Below are 20,687 nucleotides of genomic sequence, written 5' to 3' on the forward strand. Positions count from 1 at the left end.
GGCGGGCGCACGAGCCGCTAAGCTAGGCGCCTGACTCCTGCTTAGCCAACGATGAAACACCTGATCGCCGCCAGCCTGCTGCTGGCCGCCGCCGGCGCCGCCTGGGCCACGCTCGGCGAAGCGCCGTCCGCCGGCGCCACGCGCACGCCAGTCGCGGGCACCAGCTACTCCGTCGCCGAGCGCCGCCTGGACAGCGGCACCACCGTGCGCGAATACGTGGATTCGAGCGGCGCGGTGTTCGCCGTGTCGTGGTCGGGTCCTTACCTGCCCGATCTGCAGCAGCTGCTGGGCCAGTCGTTCGACGCGCTGGCCTCGGCGCCCGCCAGCCGCAGCCGATCCGCGCTGGCGATCGACCGCACGGACGTGGTCATCCGCTCCACCGGCCGCATGGGCGCCTTCGAAGGGCGCGCCTGGCTGCCGCCCCGGCTGCCCGCCGGCTTCGACCCCAAGGTGATGCAGTGAGCGGCGCCCGCACCCTTCCCCGTGCGCAGCGCTGGCTGGCCGCTTTCGCGGCCGGTGCTTCGGCCCTCGTGATCGCCGCCTGCGGCGGCGGTGGCGGCGGCGGTGGTGGTGACAGCACGGCGCCCCCCGGTGGCGCCGCCGGCGTCGACAGCGTGGCCGCCGCCACGATCGCCGGCAGCAACGTCGTCCAGATCCGCGTGGACAACGGCACGGACGGCAGCGCGGTCAACTCGCCCTTCGTCACGGTGACCGTGTGCGCGCCGGGCTCCGCCACCTGCGTGGACATCGACCACGTCGTGGTCGACACCGGCTCCAGCGGTCTTCGCATCGCGGCCTCCGCTGTCCCTGCGGGCGTTGTGCTGCCCGCCGAACCGGTGGGTGGCGGCAACGCGTGGGAATGCATGCAGTTCGCCAGCGGCTTTTCGTGGGGCTCGGTGCGGCGTGCCGACGTGAAATTGGGGGGTGAAGTCGCGGCCAACCTGCCGGTGCAGGTGGTGGATGATCCCGCGGTCACGGGCCCGTCGATCCCGGTGTCATGCCGGTCCCGCGGGTTCGACATCGGCGCGGGCCAGGGCGCCAAGGGCATCCTGGGGGTGGGCTTCGCCACCGAGGACTGCCCCGGATGCTCATTGAGCGTCGCGCCCAACGTCTATTTCAATTGCACCGGCGCGGTTTGCAATTCCGCGGCACTGTCCCTGGCCTCGCAGGTGACCAATCCGGTGGCGAAGTTCGCCAGCGCCAACACCAACGGCGTGGGGATCGTCCTGCCCGATGTGCCCGAAGGCGGCGCGAAAGTCGCGACGGGCTGGCTGATCTTCGGCATCGGCACGCAGGCGAACAATGCGCTGGGCAGCGCGTCGGTCTACACGGCCGACGGCAACGGAAACTTCACCACCACCTACAAGGGCGCGACACGCTCGGGATTCATCGACAGCGGGTCCAATGGCCTGTTCTTCAACGACAGCACCTTCCCCACCTGCGGCGACTTCTACTGCCCGGGCAGCACGACGGCCCTGTCGGCGGTCAACACGGGCCTCAACGGGACGACGGGAACCGTGAACTTCCGCGTCGAGAGCGTCACCGCCATCCGTTCGGACGCGGGCGCAGCGTCCATCGCGGGCAGCGTCGGCGGCGGCCTGGCCGGCAGCTTCGACTGGGGCCTGCCGTTCTTCTTCGGCCGCACGGTGTTCACGGCCCGGTCGGGCGCGGCGACGCCGGCCGGACCGGGCCCCTACTGGGCGTACTGATGGAAGGCGTGGGCGGCTAGAAGTCGCCCATGCCCGCGGCCAGCGACTCGAACTTGGTCAGCGGCTTCAGGAAGGCGAGCTTCACGGTCCCGGTGGGGCCGTTACGCTGCTTGCTGATGATCACTTCGGCGACGCCGGGCTCCTTGGAGTCCTTGTTGTAGTAGTCGTCGCGGTAAATGAACATGATGACGTCGGCGTCCTGCTCGATGGCGCCCGATTCGCGCAGGTCGCTCATCATGGGACGCTTGTCGGTGCGCGATTCCACGCCGCGCGACAGCTGCGACAGCGCGATGACCGGGCAGCCCAGCTCCTTGGCCAGGGCCTTCAGGCCGCGCGAGATTTCTCCGACCGCGGTGGCGCGGTTCTCGTCGCTCATGCCCGACGAAACGCTCATCAGCTGCAGGTAGTCGATGACGATCAGGCCCAGCTTGCCGCCGCACTGGCGCACCAGCCGCCGCGCGTTGGCGCGCAGCTCGCTCACGGTGAGGCCCGGCGTCTCGTCGATGTGCAGGGAGATATTGCGCAGGCGCTCGATGGCTTCGGTCAGGCGCGGCCACTCGTCGTCGCTGAGCTTGCCCGTGCGCAGGTGCGTCTGGTCGATGCGGCCGATGGAGCCCACGATACGCACGGCGAGCTGCGATGCGCCCATTTCCATGGAGAACACCGCGACCGGCAGGCCTTCGTTCAGCGCCACGTGCTCTGCGATGTTGATGGCCAGCGAGGTCTTGCCCATCGAGGGTCGCGCGGCCAGGATGATCAGGTCGCCCGACTGCATGCCCGACGTCATGCGGTCCAGGTCCAGGAAACCGGTGGGCACGCCCGTGATGTCGTTCGGGTTGTCCGCCATCTCCTGCACGCGGTCCAGCAGCTGCACCACCAGGCTCTCCATGCCCTGAAAGCCCTGCTTCATCCGCGAGCCTTCCTCGCCGATGTTGAACACCTTCTGCTCGGCTTCGTCCAGGATGACGTCCACGCCCTTGCCCTGCGGGTTGAACGCGCTGGTGGCGATCTCGTCCGCGGCAGACACCAGCTTGCGCAGGATGGAGCGCTCGCGCACGATCTCCGCGTAGCGGCGGGCGTTGCTGGCGCTGGGCACGTACTGCGCCAGGGCGTTGAGGTACGCGAGGCCCCCAATCTCCTCGGCCTTGCCCAGGCTCTGCAGGTGCTCATAGACCGTGATGACGTCGGCGGGACGCGAGGCATTCACCAGCGCGCCGATGGCCGCGTAGATCAGGCGGTGCTCGTAGCGGTAGAAGTCACCGTCGGTCAGCAGATCGCCCACGCGGTCCCAGGCGCCGTTGTCGATGAGCAGGCCGCCCAGCACGCTGGACTCGGCTTCCACGGAATGCGGCGGCACGCGCAGCTGGCTGACCTGGCGGTCGCCGCGCGAAAAATCGTCGTTGATCGGAGTGAGGACGGCGGACATCGGGAGCTCTTCTTCGCCGGGGATCATCCCCGGGCGGGTGGTTGGCGTCCAGCGGAAACGCTGGGGGGAACCTGTGGAGAAGCGGTGGGCAGCCCTGTATGGCGGCGCGCCCAAGAAAAAAGACCGGCGCGAGGCCGGTCTTTTAGGGTCGGAGCGGCTGGGCTTACGCCGTTTCGCCGTAGACCGTGATGTTGATGTCGACCACGACGTCGGTGTGCAGCGCGACGCTGACCGTGGAATCGCCCACCGTCTTGATCGGGCCGTTGGGCAGCCGCACCTGGGCCTTGCTGACCTTGTAGCCTTGCTTGCCCAGCTCCTCGGCGATGTCGTAGTTGGTGACCGAGCCGAACAGGCGGCCATCGACGCCGGCCTTCTGCGTGAGCTTCAGCGTGGTGCCGGCGAGCTTCTCGCCCTGCGCCTGCGATTCGGCCAGCTTGGCGGCCGCGGCCTTTTCCAGCTCGGCGCGCCTGGCTTCGAATTCGGCCTTGGCCTGCTCGGTGGCGCGGCGGGCGCGGCCCGAGGGGATCAGGAAGTTGCGGGCGTAGCCGTCCTTGACCTTGACGATCTCGCCCAGGTTGCCCAGGTTGACGACCTTGTCCAGAAGAATGACCTGCATGGTTGTCCCCCTCGCTTAGATGCGGTGCTGGTCCGAGTACGGGACCAGGGCCAGGAAGCGCGCGCGCTTGATGGCGGTGTTGAGCTGGCGCTGGTAGATCGCGCGGGTGCCGGTCAGGCGCGCCGGAATGATCTTGCCGTTCTCGGCGACGAAGTCGCGCAGGGTGTCGACGTCCTTGTAGTCGATTTCCTCGACGCCGGCGACGGTGAAGCGGCAGAAGCGCTTGCGCTTGAACAGCAGCGACTGGCTGTTGCGCTTCGGGCGCTTGTCCTTGTTGAATTTCTTGAAACCGGGCATGGTGTGCCTTCCTTAAATCTGGTCTGGTTCGAACGTCTGGATGTGGAGCACGGGGTGCTTGCCGTTGCGCGGGGTGGCCAGGAAACCGGTGAAGGTCCATCGGCTGCCGATCGGCTGTCGGGCCAGCGTTTCCGCCAGGCTGCCGATCGCCACCGCGCGGATCGCCGCCTTCACCTGCCTGGCCTGCCCGGCTTCCTGCACTTGCGACTCGTGCTCGAGCCGGAAATCCAGGGCCGGCAGTCCCGCCGGGGTGTAGCGCAATGCGCTGGCCTCGGCGATGTGCGCGGTGAGCGCGACCCGGTTCACCCGCGGTACGGCCGCCTTACGACTGGTACTCCGCCTGCTGGGCCTTGCGAGCTTCCTCGCGCTCGACCGTCTTCATCATCGAAGACGCGCCGGTTTCGGCCTTCTTCTTGACCACGGTCAGGTGGCGCAGCACGGCGTCGTTGAAGCGGAAGGCGTGCTCGAGCTCGCCCATCACGTCCTGGCCGGCTTCGATGTTGATGCACAGGTAGTGCGCCTTGGCGAGCTTGTTGATCTGGTAGGCCAGCTGGCGGCGGCCCCAGTCCTCGACGCGGTGCACCTTGCCACCGCCGGCGGTGATCATGCCCTTGTAGCGCTCCAGCATGGCCGGAACCTGTTCGCTCTGGTCCGGGTGGATCAGCAGCACGATTTCATAGTGACGCATGGACTCTCCTTCAGGATGGGCCACTCGGCTGGATTGCTCCGTGGCGGGCAACCGCCCCCGGCGTCAGACGGAGTGCGGCAAGGCAAAGCCCACGATTATAGCGAACCGGCGCGCAGCGTCCTCAGCGGCCGCCCAACGCCGCGCCCAGCGGTGCGAAACGGTCGGCGCCGACGGCATCCTTGATCTTCGGCGCCAGCGCCAGCAGGTCTTCGTAGCTGCCGGCGGCTTCCACGGCCAGGTTCAGCCGGAAACCCCGCAGACCCAGGCTGGCCGTGAGCTGGGTGGCGATGGGATAGGCCTGGGCGTAGCGTTCCTGCGGCGTGCGCTGTCCTTCCCCACCGGCCGAAGGCGCCGGTGCCGCGACGGGGACAGCGGCAGCCGTCTCCTTCAGCAGGCCCAGTTCGAACAGCCGGTCGAAGTCTTCCCTGGCGATGCCCGCCGTGGCCATGGCGGACAGCAGCTCCGCCCGCGAGCGCTTGCCGTCCACCAGGATCAGCGCCGAGCGCTGGCGCGGCGTGAGCTGGACGGACCGGTCCTTGATGACCTGCTGACCCAGTTCTGTCTTGGCAACGGACATTCGGCCTTCCTTCCTGCGTCGGCCGCAGGTGTAACCAGAATGTCATTGACTCGGCGTTCACTGTTTAGGGATATCTCCTAGGCGCATGAAAAAGCCCGCCGGAGGCGGGCTTTTGGGGAGGCGCAACGTGCGCCAAAGCACCATGCTCAGTCGCGGGCGTAGATGTCCACGTCCTTGGTTTCGCGCACGAGCAGCATGCCGATGATGAAGGTTCCGGCCGCGACCACCACCGGGTACCACAGGCCGTAGAAGATGTCGCCGGTGGCCGCCACCATCGCGAACGTGGTGGTCGGCAACAAGCCGCCGAACCAGCCGTTGCCGATGTGGTACGGCAAGCTCATCGAGGTGTAGCGGATGCGCGTGGGGAACAGTTCCACCAGCATCGCGGCGATCGGCCCGTACACCATGGTCACCAGGATGACCAGGTAGACCAGGATGGCCAGCACCATGCCGGTGTTCATCTTGGCCTTGTCGGCCGGCGCCGTGAGGCCCGCGGCCTTCGCGGCGTCGCTCACCTGCTTGCGGAAGTCGCCGATGGCCTTGCCGCTTTCGGCGTTGAACCCGTGCTTGCCCTCGTTGAGCACGCCCACCGGCGCGGTGAAGACCTTGTCGCCGATGGAGATGGTGGCCGGGCCGGAGCCTGCCTTGTTCTCGTACGGGATGTAGGCCTGCGCCAGCGAGCGCTTGGCGATGTCGCACGTCGTGCGGAAGTCGATGTCACGCGCGATGGGGCTGCCCTGGAACGAGCATTCCTTCGGGTCGGCCGTCACCACCACCTTGGTCTTCTGCTGCGCTTCCACCAGCGCCGGGTTGGCGTACTGCAGCAGCATCGGGAAGACGTAGAAGTAGGTCACCGCGGCCAGCAGGCAGCCGGCCATGATGATCGGCTTGCGGCCGATGCGGTCGGACAGCGCGCCGAACACGATGAAGAACGGCGTGCCGATCAGCAGCGATGCCGCGATCAGCAGGTTGGCGGTGGTGACGTCGACCTTGGCGATCGTGGTCATGAAGAACAGCGCGTAGAACTGGCCCGTGTACCAGACCACGGCCTGGCCGGCGGTCAGGCCCAGCAGCGCCAGGATCACGATCTTCAGGTTCTTCCACTGGCCGAACGATTCCGCCAGCGGCGCCTTGGAGGTCTTGCCTTCGGCCTTCATCTTCTGGAAAGCCGGCGACTCGTTGAGCGACAGACGGATCCAGACCGAGATGGCCAGCAGCAAGATGGAGATCAGGAACGGGATGCGCCAGCCCCACTCGGCCCAGGCCTTGGGGTCCATGCCCTCGCGCACGCCCAGGATCACCAGCAGCGACAGGAACAGGCCCAGCGTCGCGGTGGTCTGGATCCACGCCGTGTACGCGCCACGTTTGCCATGCGGCGCGTGTTCGGCGACGTAGGTCGCCGCACCGCCGTACTCGCCGCCGAGGGCCAGGCCCTGCAGCAGCCGCAGCGCGATCAGGATCACCGGAGCCGCGATGCCGATGGCCTTGTAGCCCGGCAGCAAGCCCACGATGAACGTGGACGCGCCCATGATCAGGATGGTGACCAGGAAGGTGTACTTGCGGCCGATCATGTCGCCCAGGCGGCCGAACACGATGGCGCCGAACGGCCGCACCAGGAAGCCGGCCGCGAACGCCAGCAGCGCGAAGATGTACGCGGACGTCGGGTCCAGCCCCGAGAAGAACTGGGCGCCGATGATGGCCGCCAGCGATCCGTACAGGTAGAAGTCGTACCACTCGAACACGGTGCCAAGCGACGAGGCGAAGATGACCTTCTTCTCCTCCTTCGTCATCGGCTGCGCAGAGGCCTTGCCGGCCGCCGCCGTTGCTGTCGCCATAGATGTCTCCTTGTGGTTGAGCGCCCATGGAGCGCACAGAAGAGTCTTGGGCGATGGTCTGACGTCAAACTGACGTCAGAAGCCAGCCGCCCTAGGGATATCCCTAGGATCTGCCCGCGACTCCCGGGCCGGCCACAGCCAACTGGCCAGCACGGTGGCGACAACCCCTGCAGGCACGCCGAACACCCCGGCGGAAATCGGCTGGATGCCGAACCACAGGCTCGCACCCGGCGGCATGGCGAAGAAGGCGCGCACCGACGGCGCATTGACGGCCATGTAGTAGATCGTCACGCCCAACCCGCACGCCATGCCGGCCACCGCGCCCGCGGCGTTGGCGCGGCGCCAGAAGATGCCCAGCACCATCGCGGGCACGAAAGCCGAAGCCGCCAGCGAGAACGAGGCGGCCACCAGCGGCAGAATCTCCGCCGGCTTCACCGAGGCGACGGCGGCCGCCACGAGCGCCATCGCCAGCAGCGCGAATTTCGACAGGATGACGCGGTATTCGGGGCTGATCTCGCGGTTGATCTCGTGGCAGTAGATATCGCGCACCAGCGCGTTGCTGATCGTCAGCAGCAGGCCGTCTGCCGTGGACAGCGCCGCCGCGAGACCGCCCGCTGCCACCAGCCCCGACACCACGTACGGCAGGCCGCCCAGCTCCGGCGTGGCCAGCATGATGATGTCGGCGCCCAGCCGGATCTCGCCCCACTGCAGGATGCGGTCGCCGTTGACGTCCTGCACCGACAGCAGCGAAGGGTCCACGCGCGACCACTGCGCGATCCACGACGGCAGCGCGTCGAAGCTGCTGCCCACCAGGTTGTTCATCACTTCGAACTTCACCAGCGCCGCCAGCGCCGGAGCGCTGACGTACACGAGCACGATGAAGAACAGCGACCACGCGACCGACGCGCGCGCCTCGGCCACGGTGGGCGTCGTGTAGTAGCGCGTGAGCAGATGCGGCAGGCCCGCCGTGCCGACCATCAGGCAGAACATCAGGGCGAGGAAATTCAGGCGCGAGGTATTGAAGGCCTCGCGCTGCGCGGGGGTGCCTTGCGGATCGCCGGCGAAAGGTTCGGCCTGGCGGGGCACGCCCCCGAGCGGACGCGCGCGCTCGTAGTTCTCCTGCATCGCGCGGGTCCACGACTCGCGCGCGGAAGCCTCGTCCTTCGGCAGCGAGGTCAATGCGCGGTTGGCCTGCACGATGTCCGCCGAGTCGGCGTCCTGCGCCTTCAGCTGCCGGACGCGCGCCTGCGCGGCGGACCGGTCGGCCTGCATCGCTGCGGGGATGTCCTGCAGCTTGCGCTCGTAATCTTTCGCGCGCTGCAGAAACACTTCCCGCACGCGCCGCTCCGCCGGGTCCTGCTCCAGCTTCTTCTCCAGCTCGGAGATCTTCTGGATCTGCGTGCCGTAGACGAGCGGCGCCATGGGGTTGCCCAGCTGCTTGTAGGCGAGCCAGGACACGGGGATGAGGAAAGCGAGCAGCAGCACGACGTACTGCGCCACCTGCGTCCAGGTGATGGCACGCATGCCGCCGAGGAAGGAGCAAAGCAGCACGCCGCCCAGGCCCAGCAGGATGCCGATCTCGAACTGCACGCCCGTCAGGCGCGACGCGATCAGGCCGATGCCGTAGATCTGCGCCACCACGTAGACGAACGAGCACAGCACCGCCGACACCGCCGCGATGATGCGCGGCCAGCGGCCGCCGTAGCGCACGCTGAAGTAGTCCGGCACCGTGTACAGGTTCAACCGCCGCAGGTGCGGCGCCACCAGCAGCGCGACGAGGCAGAAGCCGCCGCTCCAGCCCAGCACGTACGCCAGCCCGCCCGGCTGCATGTCCGTGCCCGCGAAGCCCTGCAGGTACAGCCCCCCGGCCAGGCTGATGAACGACGCCGCGCTCATCCAGTCGGCGGCGGCCGCCATGCCGTTGTACATGGCCGGGATGCGGCGCCCCGCGACGTAGTACTCCTCGGGATCGCTCGTGCGCCCCGCGATGCCGATGATGGCGTAGACCATCACGCTGATGAAGATGAAGATGGGCCCCAGCCAGAAGCGCGAAAGGCCGTGCTGTTCCGCCCAGGCGAGCAGCGACAGCACCGCCAGCAGGCCGGCCACGAAGGCGGCCAGCTTGCGGTGCAGGCGGCGCTTGTAGGCGGCGAAGCCCGCGGGATCAGCCATCGGACAGCTCGGCGTCTTCGGGCGCGAGCCGGTTCATGGCCCAGGCATAGCCCGCCACGATGGCGATGAACACCAGCAGCGCGCCCTGCGCCGCCATCCAGTAGCCGAACGGCCACGCGCCGACGCTGAACTGCAGGTCGCGCGCGAACCAGCCCACGCCGAAGGTGACGGCCGCCCAGACCAGCAGCAGCGCGGCCTTCAGCGCCAGCACGCGCGGGTCGTGGCGTTCCAGGGCGGGCGGACGCGAAGTCATCCGCGCGATCTTCGCACCCGCGCCTGCGGAGCGCGTCAGGGATTGCCTGAGGACTTCAGCCCTGCGCCAGCTGCTGCCAGGTGGCGATGACGCTGTCGGGGTTGAGCGAGATCGACGCGATGCCCTCGTCCGCCAGCCACTTCGCGAAGTCCGGATGGTCGCTGGGACCCTGCCCGCAGATGCCGACGTACTTGCCCTTGGCGAGGCAGGCCGCGATGGCGCGCGACAGCATCGCCTTCACGGCCGGATCGCGCTCGTCGAAGTCGGCGGCCAGCAGTTCCAGGCCCGAGTCGCGGTCCAGGCCCAGCGTCAGCTGCGTCAGGTCGTTGGAGCCGATGGAGAAGCCGTCGAAGTGTTCGAGGAACTGCTCCGCCAGGATGGCGTTGCTCGGCACCTCGCACATCATGATGACCTTCAGCCCGTCCTGCCCGCGCTTGAGCCCATGCTGCGCCAGCAGTTGCGTGACGCGCTCGGCCTGCCCCAGCGTGCGCACGAAGGGCACCATCACCTGCACGTTGGTCAGGCCCATGTCGGTGCGCACGCGGCGCAGCGCCTCGCACTCCATCGCGAACGCTTCGGAGAACTCGCCGCTGACGTAGCGCGCCGCGCCGCGGAAGCCCAGCATCGGGTTTTCTTCCTCCGGCTCGTAGCGGCTGCCGCCGATCAGCTTGCGATACTCGTTGCTCTTGAAGTCCGACAGCCGCACGATCACCGGCTTGGGCCAGAAGGCCGCGGCGATGGTGGCCACGCCTTCCGCGACCTTGTCGACGTAGAACGCGCGGGGCGAAGCGTGCCCGCGCGCCACCGATTCCACGGCCTTCTTCAGGTCGGCATCCACGCCCGGGTAATCGAGGATGGCCTTCGGGTGCACGCCGATGTTGTTGTTGATGATGAACTCCAGGCGCGCCAGGCCCACGCCTTCGTTGGGCAGCTGCGCAAAGTCGAACGCCAGCTGCGGGTTGCCCACGTTCATCATGATCTTGGTGCGGATGGCAGGCATCTCGCCGCGCTGCACCTCGCTGACTTCGGTTTCCAGCAGGCCGTCGTAGATGAAGCCGGTGTCCCCTTCCGCGCAGCTGACGGTCACGAGAGTGCCGTCCTTCAGCAGGTCGGTGGCGTCACCGCAGCCGACGACGGCGGGGATGCCGAGTTCGCGCGCGATGATGGCCGCGTGGCAGGTGCGCCCGCCGCGGTTGGTGACGATGGCGCTGGCGCGCTTCATCACCGGTTCCCAGTTCGGGTCGGTCATGTCCGTGACCAGCACGTCGCCCGCCTGCACGCGGTCCATCTCGGAGATGCTGTGCACCAGGCGCACGGGGCCGGTGCCGATCTTCTGGCCGATGGCGCGGCCTTCGGCCAGCACGGTGCCCTTGCCCTTGAGTTTGTAGCGCGTCTCGGCCTTGCCCTGCTGCTGGCTTTTCACCGTCTCGGGGCGCGCCTGCAGGATGTAGAGCTGGCCGTCGGTGCCGTCCTTGCCCCATTCGATGTCCATGGGGCGGCCGTAGTGCTTCTCGATGACCAGCGCGTAGCGGGCCAGCTGCTCCACGTCTTCGTCGGTGAGCGAATACCGGTTGCGCTGCTCCAGCGGCACGTCGGCCGTCCTGACCAGCTTGCCGCTGGCCTTCTTCTCCTCGGCGCTGGAGAACACCATCTGCAGCAGCTTGGAACCCAGGTTGCGGCGGATCACAGCCTTCTTGCCGGCCTGCAGCATGGGCTTGTGGACGTAGAACTCATCCGGGTTCACGGCGCCCTGCACCACCGTCTCGCCCAGGCCGTAGCTGGAAGTGATGAACACGACGTCGGAAAAGCCCGATTCGGTGTCGATGGTGAACATCACGCCGGCGACGCCGATGTCACTGCGCACCATGCGCTGCACGCCCGCGGACAGCGCCACGTCGGCGTGGGCGAAGCCCTTGTGCACGCGGTAGCTGATGGCCCGGTCGTTGTAGAGGGAGGCGAACACCTCCTTCATCTTGTGCAGCACGTCGTCGATGCCGACCACGTTGAGGAAAGTCTCCTGCTGGCCCGCGAACGAGGCATCGGGCAGGTCTTCGGCCGTGGCGGAGGAGCGCACGGCGAAGCTGGCCTGGGCGTTGCCGGCGGACAGCGTCTCGAAAGCCGAACGGATTTCCTTTTCCAGGTCGGCCGGGAACGGTTGGGCTTCCACCCAGCCGCGGATCTCGGCGCCCGCAGCCGCCAGCGCACGGACGTCATCCGTGTCCAGGGTGGACAGCCGCTTGTGGATGCGCTCGGCCAGGCCCGCGTGGGCAAGGAACTGGCGGAACGCGTGGGCGGTGGTCGCGAACCCGGTGGGCACGCGCACACCCTGCGGCAGCTGCGAAATCATTTCGCCGAGGCTGGCGTTCTTGCCGCCGACCGCCTCGACGTCGGTCATCCTCAGGTTCTCAAACGGTACGACCAGGGCGGTCGCGCTGAACAGGGCAGACATGGGGAAGCTCCAGAAGTTGAAAGCGGGTCTGCGCTCCAGCGGCGCGCATGGCGCGGCGCTGCGGTTCGGCTTTGGTCTTGTTCGAATGGGCCTGGACGCATGGGCGGCGCGGATAATTGGCGCAAATTGTAGGCATGCGGGCCGCCTTCATGGCCTTGCACCGGCCCGAAGGCACTCCCCCAATGGCGACCCATACCCGCACGGTGTTCTTCATCTCCGACGGCACCGGCATCACGGCCGAGACGTTCGGCAACGCCATCCTGGCGCAGTTCGAGTTCAAACCGCGGCACGTGCGGCTGCCCTTCATCGACACCGTGGACAAGGCGCACCAGGTGGTGCGGCAGGTCAACCACGTGGCCGAAATGGAAGGCCGCCGGCCCATCGTGTTCACCACGCTGGTGAACGTGGAGATCCTGCAGGTCATCGAGGAAGGCTGCCGGGGCATGCTGCTGGACATGTTCGGCACCTTCGTGCGCCCGCTGGAGATCGAGTTGGGCATGAAGTCCAACCACCGCGTGGGCCGTTTCTCCGACGTGAGCAAGAGCAAGGAGTACCACGACCGCATCGAGGCCATCAACTTCAGCCTGGCGCACGATGACGGGCAGAGCAACCGCGACCTCGATGGCTCCGACGTGATCCTGGTGGGCGTCAGCCGCAGCGGCAAGACGCCGACGTCGCTCTACCTGGCCATGCAGCACGGCCTGAAGGCGGCCAACTACCCGCTGATCCCGGAAGACTTCGAGCGCCAGCAGTTGCCCAGCGCGCTGGCGGCGCATCGCAAGAAAATCTTCGGGCTGACCATCCAGCCCGAACGCCTGGCGGAAATCCGCAACGAGCGGCGTCCGGGCTCGCGCTACGCGGCGCTGGACAACTGCCGCATGGAAGTGGCCGAGGCGGAAGCGATGATGAGGCGCGCCGGCATCCGCTGGTTGTCGACGACCACCAAGTCGATCGAAGAGATCGCCACCACCATCCTGCAGGAGATCCGGCCCGAGCGGCTGGAGTACTAGCAGGCTTCGCGCCTCGCCATTGCCTCTGCTGCCGATGGGCATAGCCCGGGCCAATGGGGGGCATAGCCGGAATCCATTCGGATCACGCGCCGCAGGCCCTATCATTCATAGCGTTCACTGATCGACTTCAACTCAGCGATAGAGGAAAGCAGAAATGTCCGTTCTCAACACCAAGATCAAGCCGTTCAAGGCCACCGCCTTCAAGGAAGGAAAGTTCATTCCCGTGACCGACCAGGACGTCCTGGGCAAGTGGGCGGTGTTCTTCTTCTACCCCGCCGACTTCACGTTCGTGTGCCCCACCGAGCTGGGCGACGTGGCCGACCATTACGCCGAATTCCAGAAGCTGGGCGTGGAGATCTACTCCGTGTCCACCGACACGCACTTCACGCACAAGGCGTGGCACGACGCTTCGGACACCATCCGCAAGATCAAGTACACGATGATCGGCGACCCCACGCTGGCCATCACGCGCAACTTCGAGAACCTGCGCGAGGAAGAAGGCCTGGCCGACCGCGGCACCTTCATCGTCGACCCGCAGGGCGTGATCCAGGCCGTCGAACTCACCGCTGAAGGCATCGGCCGCGACGCCGCCGACCTGCTGCGCAAGGTGAAGGCCGCCCAGTACGTCGCCTCGCACCCGGGCGAAGTGTGCCCCGCCAAGTGGAACGAAGGCGGCGAGACGCTGAAGCCCTCGCTGGACCTGGTCGGCAAAATTTAAGACCACCCCGAAGCGCCTTCGGCGCCTCCCCTCAAGGGGCGCCACCTGCGGCCCGGCAAAGCCGGTTCCGCGGTGGCACGCGAATGGGCCCGGGTGCATCACGCCCCGGGCCTTTTTCATTCGGCACCCAACTCAGGAAGTCCCCATGCTCGACGCCCAACTGAAGACCCAGCTGGCCGCCTACCTGCAGCGCATCTCGCAGCCGGTGGAGATCACGGCCGTCATCGACGACTCGCAAGCCTCGCGCGACATGCGGGCGCTGCTGCGCGACATCGCCGAAGCGTCCCCGCTGATGAAGATCAGCGAGACGCGCGAAGCGGGCCCGCATCGCGTCCCTTCGTTCGCGGTCAACCGCCCCGGCGAGAACCATGGCCCGCGATTCGCCGGCCTGCCCATGGGCCACGAATTCACTTCGCTGGTGCTCGCGCTGCTGCAGGTGGGCGGCTATCCGCCCAAGGTGGAACAGGCGCTGCTGGATCAGATCCGTTCGCTGGACCAGGACCTGGAGTTCGAGGTGTACGTCTCGCTCACCTGCCACAACTGCCCGGACGTGGTGCAGGCGCTGAACCTGATGGCGGTGCAGAACCCGCGCATCAAGACGACGATGATCGAAGGCGGGCAGTTCAAGGACGAAGTGGAGCAGCGGCAGATCATGGGCGTGCCCACCGTGTTCCTGAACGGCACGATGTTCGGCAGCGGACGCATGACGCTGGAAGAGATCCTCGCCAAGGTCGACGCGAATGCGGGCGAACGTGAAGCGCAGAAGATCGCATCGAAGGACCCGTTCGACGTGCTGATCGTCGGCGGCGGCCCCGCGGGCGCCGCGGCGGCTGTGTACGCCGCTCGCAAGGGCATCCGCACCGGCATCGCGTCGGAACGCTTCGGTGGCCAGGTGCTGGACACGCTGGGCATCGAGAACTTCGTGTCGGTGAAGGAAACCGAAGGGCCGAAGTTCGCGCTGGCGCTGGAAGAACACGTGCGCCACTACGACGTGGACATCATGAACCTGCAGCGCGCCAAGGCCTTGAAGGCAGGCAGCGACCTGATCGAAATCGAGCTGGAAAACGGCGCGGCGCTGAAGGCTCGCAGCGTGATCCTGTCGACGGGTGCGCGCTGGCGCAAGCTGGGCGTGCCCGGCGAGGACCAGTACCGCAACAAGGGCGTGGCGTACTGCCCGCACTGCGACGGCCCGCTGTTCAAGGGCAAGCGTGTGGCCGTGGTGGGCGGGGGCAACTCCGGCGTGGAAGCCGCCATCGACCTGGCGGGCATCGTGGCGCACGTGACGCTGATCGAATTCGCGGACCAGCTTCGCGCCGACGCGGTGCTGCAGCGCAAGTTGGCCAGCCTGCCGAACGTGACGGCCATCCTCCACGCGCAGACCACCGAGGTGACCGGCGACGGCCAGAAGGTCAATGGCTTGGTCTACAAGGACCGTGCGACCGGCGTGGACCAGCGCGTCGAGCTGGAAGGCGTGTTCGTGCAGATCGGGCTGGTGCCCAACACCGAGTGGCTCAAGGGTTCGATCGAACTGTCGCGCCACGGCGAGATCGTGGTCGACGCCAAAGGCCAGACATCGGTGCCCGGCGTGTTCGCCGCGGGCGACGCGACGACGACGCCGTTCAAGCAGATCATCATCGCCGCCGGCGACGGCGCGAAGGCTGCTCTGGGCGCTTTCGACCACCTGATCCGCAGCAGCGCGCCCGCCTGAAACGCGAACGCTTCTCACACGCACGCCAACCGCGTGCGTGTGGGCATGCGGCCGTGTGAAGTGCAATCGCGAGAGAATCGCCGCTTCCGCGAACAGGAGAAGAACAATGCAAGGCGATCCCGGCGTCATCCGCCACCTGCAGGCCCAGCTGAAGAACGAGCTGACCGCCACCAACCAGTACTTCCTGCACTACCGCATCTACAAGCACTGGGGGTTCGACCGCCTGGCCAAGAAGGAATACGAGGAATCCATCGGCGAGATGAAGCACGCCGACAAGCTGATGGAGCGGATCCTTTTCCTGGACGCCCTGCCCAACCTGCAGGACCTGGGCAAGCTGATGGTCGGCGAGACCGTGCCCGAGATCCTGGACTGCGACCTGCGCAGCGAGCGCGGCGCGCAAGCCGAGCTGAAAGAAGGCATCGCCCACTGCGAAACTGTGCGCGACTATGTCTCGCGCGAGATTCTCGAAACCATCCTCGAGGACACCGAGGAGCACATCGACTGGCTGGAGACGCAGATCGACCTGCTGGGCAAGGTCGGCCTGCAGAACTACCTGCAGTCGGCGATGGGCGAGCCGGGCTGAACGCTCAGCCGGCGCCCAGCGCCACCGCCGCGCGGTACGTGATGAAAGCCGCGATGTACGCCAGCGCGAACAGGTAGCCCGCCATCACCAGTGGCCACTTCCAGCCGCCCGTCTCGCGCTTCACCGTCGCCAGCGTCGACAGGCATTGCGGCGCGAAGACGTACCACGCCAGCAGCGACAGCGCCGTCGCCAGGCTCCAGCTTTGCGCGATGAGCGGCGTCAGCGCATTGGCCGCATCGCCCTCGCCTGACAGCGCGTAGACGGTGCCCAGCGCACTGACCGCAACTTCGCGCGCGGCCATGCCGGGCACCAGCGCGATGCTGATCTGCCAGTTGAAGCCGATCGGCGCCAGCACCACGGCGAGCGCCTTGCCCAGCATGCCCGCGATGCTGTATTCGATGGCAGGACCGGTCGCGCCTTCCGGGGGGCCGGGGAAGCTGGCAAGGGCCCACAGCAGCACGGTCAGCGTCAGGATGACGCCGCCGACACGGTGCAGGAAGATCTGCGCGCGCTGCCAGAGCCCCATCAGCACGTTGCGCGCGCGAGGCATGTGGTAGCTGGGCAGCTCCATCATCAGCGCGCGCACTTCGCCGCCGCCGGCGAATCGCTTGAGCACCCAGGCCACCGCCAACGAACCCACGACGCCCGCGACGTACAGGCCGAACAGCACCAGGCCTTGCAGTTCGAGGCCGGGCCCCACTTTGCGCTGCGGGATGAACGCGGCGATCAGCAGCGCGTACACGGGCAGCCGCGCCGAGCAGGTCATCATCGGCGCGATCATGATGGTGACGAGGCGGTCGCGGGTGTTCGCGATCGTGCGTGTGGCCATGATGCCGGGGATGGCGCACGCGAAGCTGGAGAGCAGCGGGATGAACGAGCGGCCCGACAGGCCCACGCCGCCCATCAGCCGGTCCAGCAGGAAGGCCGCGCGCGGCAGGTAGCCCGATTCCTCGAGCACGAGGATGAACAGGAACAGGATCAGGATTTGCGGCAGGAACACGATCACGCCGCCGACGCCCGCGACCAGTCCGTCCACCAGGAAGCTGCGCAGCACGCCTTCGGGCAGCAGACCGGTGATCACCTGGCCGACCCAGCCGGTGGCCGCCTTGATCGCGTCCATCATGGGCGTCGCCCACGCGAACACCGCGTTGAACATGAAGAACAGCAGCACCGCGAGCAGCAGCGGCCCGAACACCGGATGCAGCACGACGCGGTCGATGCGATCGCTGGGAAGGTGTGGCGCGACGTGGTCGAGGTTCAGCCGCCGCAGGATGGCGCGCACGGTCTCGTGGTCGGGCTGGTCGGAGTCCGCCACGGGCGCGTCGACGGCTGCCGCGTCGGGCCGGCGCCAGACGTCGGGCCGCTGCAGCAGGTCACGCAGCGCGGCGTCGCCGTCGCCGTCGATCGCGACGGTCTGCGCCACCGGCACGCCGAGCTCCCCGGCCAATGCGTCGGCGTCGATGCGGATACCGCGGCTGGCAGCGAGATCCACCATGTTCAGCGCCACCACGCAAGGCAGCCCCATGCGCTTGACCCCGAGCACCAGCCGCAGGCTGCGCCGCAGGTTGGTCGCATCGACCACGCACACCACGAGGTCCGGGCGCTTCTCGCCGACGGCCTGGCCGCGCAGCACGTCGCAGGTGACGCGCTCGTCGGGTGAGCGCGGATGCAGGCTGTAGGTGCCGGGCAGGTCGAGCACGCGCACGGTCTTGTCGCCGTCGAGCTGCAGGCGCCCTTCCTTGCGTTCGACCGTCACGCCGGCGTAGTTGGCGACCTTCTGCCGGCTGCCGGTCAGCCGGTTGAACAGCGCGGTCTTGCCGGCGTTCGGATTGCCCACCAGCGCCGCGAGCTTGCCGGCGGGATGGAAGTGGATGACGGCTTCGTTCATGCCGCGGGCCCCGAAGGTTCGACCTGCACGCACGCCGCCTCCACCCCGCGCAGCGCGAAGGTCGATTGACCGACTCGCACCACCAGTGGATCGCCGCCCGGGAAGCCCCTGGCCATCAGCATCACCTGCTCGCCGGCGAAGAAGCCGATCTCTTCGAGCTGACGCGCGCGCTCCGGCACGCCCTCCGCGGCCCGCACGGCGCGCACGGTATAGGGGCGATGCAGCGGCACCCGGTCCAGCGTGGCGGCATCCGTCATGTGTGCTCCAGACAACTCTTCGTGGTGAAAGTGCGGAGTTTAAATGAGACGGATTCTCGTTTGCGTTAAACTGGTTTCTGGATACCGGCCAGCCACCGGGCGTTCGCGCGCCAAGCCAGCCTCTGTTTCCGATCCCGAAAACAAGCTACGGAGGCCAACTTGGCTCAGAAGAACGCAACCGCGCGCGCGAAACGCCGCGCTGAGGTCCGCAACGCGGCCGCAGCGCCTGCCCCAACCACTCGACTGCAGCCCCCCGTGCTGCCGCTGGGCGCCATGATGCTGGCCGCCTCGCTCGGCAGCTGGGCCCAGACCACCGCGCAGGCGCCCGCCGATGGCAAGCTGGCACCGGTGACCGTGCGCGAGAAGGCCGAGGCGCCGCGCGGCAAGGATGACCTGCGCACCACCACGACCAACATCGGCAAGGGCACCCAGGACCTCAAGGACATCCCGCAGTCCATGAGCGTGGTGACCGAGAAACTGATGGACGACCGCAACATCGACACCGTCAAGGACGCGCTGCGCCAGACGGCCGGCGTCACGTTCCAGGCGGCCGAGGGCGGTGAAGAGGACATTCGCCTGCGCGGTTTCTCGCTCGCCACCACCGGCGACATCTTCCTCGACGGCATGCGCGACCCGGCGTTCTACGACCGCGACACGTTCAACCTCGACCGCCTGGAGCTGCTGCGCGGCTCGGCCTCGATGCTGTTCGGCCGCGGCTCCACCGGCGGCGCCGTCAACCAGGTCAGCAAAATCCCGCAGCTGATGGACGAGAACGAAGTCGTCACCACCCTCGGCAGCCACGCCTACCGCCGCGTCACCGGCGACATCAACAAACGCACCGGCGAGAACTCGGCCGTGCGCATCACGGGCATGGTCAACAAGGCCGACAACAACGGCTCGGGGTCCAGCGTCGACAAGAAGGGCCTGTCCGGCAGCTACCGCTTCGGCATCGACACGCCCGACGAGTTCCTGGCGCAGCTGTACTGGCTGGACAATCACAACGGCATCAACTACGGCCTGCCGTGGATCAAGCCCAGGGCGTCGGACACCACCGCCGCCAACACCATCCTCAAGGGCCTGAAGCCGACCGACTATTTCGGCATGGCCAGCGACTACAACGACAGCAGCGCCAAGATCGCCACGCTGGCGCACACGCACCGCTTCAGCTCCGACGCGGAGGTCAGGACCATCGTGCGCAAGGGGTCGTTCACCCGCGACCAGCGCGCCAGCACCATCCGCTTCGCGGCCAACGGGCTGCAACCAGGCGGCCAGGCGCCAGCCCTCACCAACTTCGGCCCCGACACCGTGTTCTCGCGCGGCACCCAGCTGAAGATCCAGGACATGGACGTGTTGCAGGCGCAAAGCGACCTCAGCGCCAGGTTCAACGCGCTGGGCTTCAAGCACCAGCTGACCACCGGCATCGACTTCTCGCGCGAAGAGAAGAACGTGTACGCCGCTCGTGCCGCCGCGCAGGGCGGCGTTGACCTCACCAAGCCGAACACCCGCGCCGGCACGCCCGGCGACGGCGCGTCGGTCAACGAGGGCCTGCGCGTGCTGCGCGACAGCAATGACTTCGTGAACAACGCCATCGGCGTGTACGCGCAGGACCTGGTGCAGATCGCGCCGCAATGGAAATTGCTGGGCGGCCTGCGCTATGACCACATGCGCGGCAAGTACCGGGCGAACGCCATCCCCAACGCGGCCCCGGGCCCGGTGACCACGACGAACTACGAGCAGTCCATCGGCGACTGGAGCAAGCGCGTCGGCGTCCTGTACCAGTACAACGACCGGACCACCTTCCACTTCTCCTACGGCACGTCGTTCAACACCTCGGGCGACACGTACTCGTACAACGCGCTGTCGGCCAACACCGACCCCGAGCAGAGCCGCAACATCGAGTTCGGTGGCACCTGGGAATCGGCCGACAAGCGCTTCTTCTCGCGCTTCGCCGTGTTCCACAGCACCAAGCTGAACGAACGCAACACCGACCCCGACTCCGCCGCCACGCGCCTGCTGCTGTCCGGCAAGCGCCATTCCGCCGGCATCGAGATCGACGCTTCCGGCCGCCTCACGCCCAAGTGGGAGGTGTACGGCTCCTACCAGTGGATGCCCATCGCCCGCGTGGACGACGCCGCCGCCACCGTCAACACCGTGGGCAACCGCGTGGGTGACCGCCCCGGCCTTTCGCCGCGTCACAGTGGCACCGTGTGGACCACGTACCAGATGACGCCGCAATGGCGCGTGGGTGGCGGCATCAACTTCCGCAGCAAGCAGTCGCCCGCGGACGTGACCGCGCCGGCGTGGGAAGCCCCGAGCTTCGTCACCGCCGACCTGATGACCGAATACGCGTTCACGCCCGACATGGTGCTGAAGGCGAACCTCATCAACGTCACGAACAAGTACTACGCCGATTCCCTGTACCGGGGCCATTACGTTCCCGGCGCGGGCCGCCTGCTCCAGGTGTCCCTGGGCGTCAAGTTCTGACGCATCGATCCAAACGA

At 67.5% G+C, this 20,687-nt stretch carries 19 protein-coding genes; 7 read left to right on the plus strand and 12 right to left on the minus strand.

The genetic code is table 11. The features are described from left to right. Positions 1-51: 51 nt before the first annotated feature. Both EZ216_RS05495 and EZ216_RS05500 read left to right on the plus strand, forming a co-directional pair. On the plus strand, positions 52-462 hold the full coding sequence (locus EZ216_RS05495) for a DUF2844 domain-containing protein (RefSeq protein ID WP_135248566.1): 411 nt from the start codon (positions 52-54) through the stop codon (positions 460-462). Then, the gene (locus tag EZ216_RS05500) at positions 459-1,709 is read left to right on the plus strand and encodes a DUF3443 family protein (protein ID WP_167772834.1); all 1,251 of its coding nucleotides are present in this window, start codon (positions 459-461) and stop codon (positions 1,707-1,709) included. Before EZ216_RS05495 ends, EZ216_RS05500 begins: the two co-directional genes overlap by 4 nt. Positions 1,710-1,725: 16 nt before the next feature. Here EZ216_RS05500 and dnaB read toward each other — a convergent pair whose 3' ends face one another. The 10 genes from dnaB to ppsA form a co-directional block, all read right to left on the minus strand. Beyond that, entirely contained in the window at positions 1,726-3,135 is a 1,410-nt protein-coding gene (gene dnaB / locus EZ216_RS05505) for a replicative DNA helicase (protein ID WP_135248570.1), read from the minus strand. Between the two features lie 163 nt (positions 3,136-3,298). Beyond that, on the minus strand, positions 3,299-3,751 hold the full coding sequence (gene rplI, locus EZ216_RS05510) for a 50S ribosomal protein L9 (protein WP_135248572.1): 453 nt from the start codon (positions 3,749-3,751) through the stop codon (positions 3,299-3,301). A gap of 15 nt (positions 3,752-3,766) precedes the next feature. Then, positions 3,767-4,048: a 30S ribosomal protein S18 gene (gene rpsR, locus EZ216_RS05515; RefSeq protein ID WP_135248574.1), complete on the minus strand. Its 282-nt coding sequence runs from the start codon at positions 4,046-4,048 to the stop codon at positions 3,767-3,769. A gap of 12 nt (positions 4,049-4,060) precedes the next feature. Continuing rightward, positions 4,061-4,354, minus strand: coding sequence for a primosomal replication protein N (priB, locus tag EZ216_RS05520; protein WP_135248576.1), 294 nt, complete (start codon positions 4,352-4,354; stop codon positions 4,061-4,063). Positions 4,355-4,370: 16 nt separating this feature from the next. Then, complete coding sequence (gene rpsF / locus EZ216_RS05525; RefSeq protein WP_135248578.1) at positions 4,371-4,736, minus strand: 30S ribosomal protein S6; 366 nt, start codon at positions 4,734-4,736, stop codon at positions 4,371-4,373. 121 nt (positions 4,737-4,857) lie between these two features. Further along, positions 4,858-5,313, minus strand: coding sequence for a hypothetical protein (locus tag EZ216_RS05530; protein WP_135248580.1), 456 nt, complete (start codon positions 5,311-5,313; stop codon positions 4,858-4,860). A gap of 146 nt (positions 5,314-5,459) precedes the next feature. Next, positions 5,460-7,148: an MFS transporter gene (locus EZ216_RS05535; RefSeq protein ID WP_135248581.1), complete on the minus strand. Its 1,689-nt coding sequence runs from the start codon at positions 7,146-7,148 to the stop codon at positions 5,460-5,462. Positions 7,149-7,223: 75 nt separating this feature from the next. After that, complete coding sequence (locus EZ216_RS05540) at positions 7,224-9,320, minus strand: VC_2705 family sodium/solute symporter (protein ID WP_135248583.1); 2,097 nt, start codon at positions 9,318-9,320, stop codon at positions 7,224-7,226. Continuing rightward, positions 9,313-9,573: a DUF4212 domain-containing protein gene (locus EZ216_RS05545; protein ID WP_135248584.1), complete on the minus strand. Its 261-nt coding sequence runs from the start codon at positions 9,571-9,573 to the stop codon at positions 9,313-9,315. The genes EZ216_RS05540 and EZ216_RS05545 overlap by 8 nt, the downstream gene beginning before the upstream one ends. Before the next feature lie 55 nt (positions 9,574-9,628). Continuing rightward, positions 9,629-12,022, minus strand: a complete 2,394-nt coding sequence (gene ppsA, locus EZ216_RS05550; protein WP_135248585.1) for a phosphoenolpyruvate synthase — start codon at positions 12,020-12,022, stop codon at positions 9,629-9,631. Between the two features lie 182 nt (positions 12,023-12,204). Between ppsA and ppsR the strand changes: the two genes are divergently transcribed. The 4 genes from ppsR (at position 12,205) to bfr (ending at position 16,041) form a co-directional block, all read left to right on the plus strand. Continuing rightward, positions 12,205-13,032 (plus strand): posphoenolpyruvate synthetase regulatory kinase/phosphorylase PpsR, encoded by an 828-nt coding sequence (gene ppsR / locus EZ216_RS05555; protein WP_135248587.1) that lies wholly within the window; start codon positions 12,205-12,207, stop codon positions 13,030-13,032. A 154-nt stretch (positions 13,033-13,186) separates the two neighbouring features. Then, the gene (gene ahpC, locus EZ216_RS05560; RefSeq protein WP_135248589.1) at positions 13,187-13,750 is read left to right on the plus strand and encodes an alkyl hydroperoxide reductase subunit C; all 564 of its coding nucleotides are present in this window, start codon (positions 13,187-13,189) and stop codon (positions 13,748-13,750) included. A 145-nt stretch (positions 13,751-13,895) separates the two neighbouring features. Further along, on the plus strand, positions 13,896-15,458 hold the full coding sequence (ahpF, locus tag EZ216_RS05565) for an alkyl hydroperoxide reductase subunit F (protein WP_135248590.1): 1,563 nt from the start codon (positions 13,896-13,898) through the stop codon (positions 15,456-15,458). A gap of 106 nt (positions 15,459-15,564) precedes the next feature. Further along, on the plus strand, positions 15,565-16,041 hold the full coding sequence (gene bfr / locus EZ216_RS05570) for a bacterioferritin (protein WP_135248592.1): 477 nt from the start codon (positions 15,565-15,567) through the stop codon (positions 16,039-16,041). A 4-nt stretch (positions 16,042-16,045) separates the two neighbouring features. Here the strand turns inward: bfr and feoB are convergent, their stop codons facing one another. Both feoB and EZ216_RS05580 read right to left on the minus strand, forming a co-directional pair. Continuing rightward, entirely contained in the window at positions 16,046-17,929 is a 1,884-nt protein-coding gene (gene feoB / locus EZ216_RS05575) for a ferrous iron transporter B (RefSeq protein ID WP_135248594.1), read from the minus strand. Next, positions 17,926-18,186, minus strand: a complete 261-nt coding sequence (locus EZ216_RS05580) for a FeoA family protein (protein WP_135248596.1) — start codon at positions 18,184-18,186, stop codon at positions 17,926-17,928. Before EZ216_RS05580 ends, feoB begins: the two co-directional genes overlap by 4 nt. A gap of 255 nt (positions 18,187-18,441) precedes the next feature. Here EZ216_RS05580 and EZ216_RS05585 point away from each other — a divergent pair, with 255 nt between their 5' ends. Next, entirely contained in the window at positions 18,442-20,670 is a 2,229-nt protein-coding gene (locus tag EZ216_RS05585) for a TonB-dependent receptor (protein ID WP_338050531.1), read from the plus strand. Positions 20,671-20,687 lie beyond the last annotated feature (17 nt).

This window comes from Ramlibacter humi (assembly GCF_004681975.1).
GTDB classification, from domain to species: Bacteria; Pseudomonadota; Gammaproteobacteria; order Burkholderiales; family Burkholderiaceae_C; genus Ramlibacter; species Ramlibacter humi.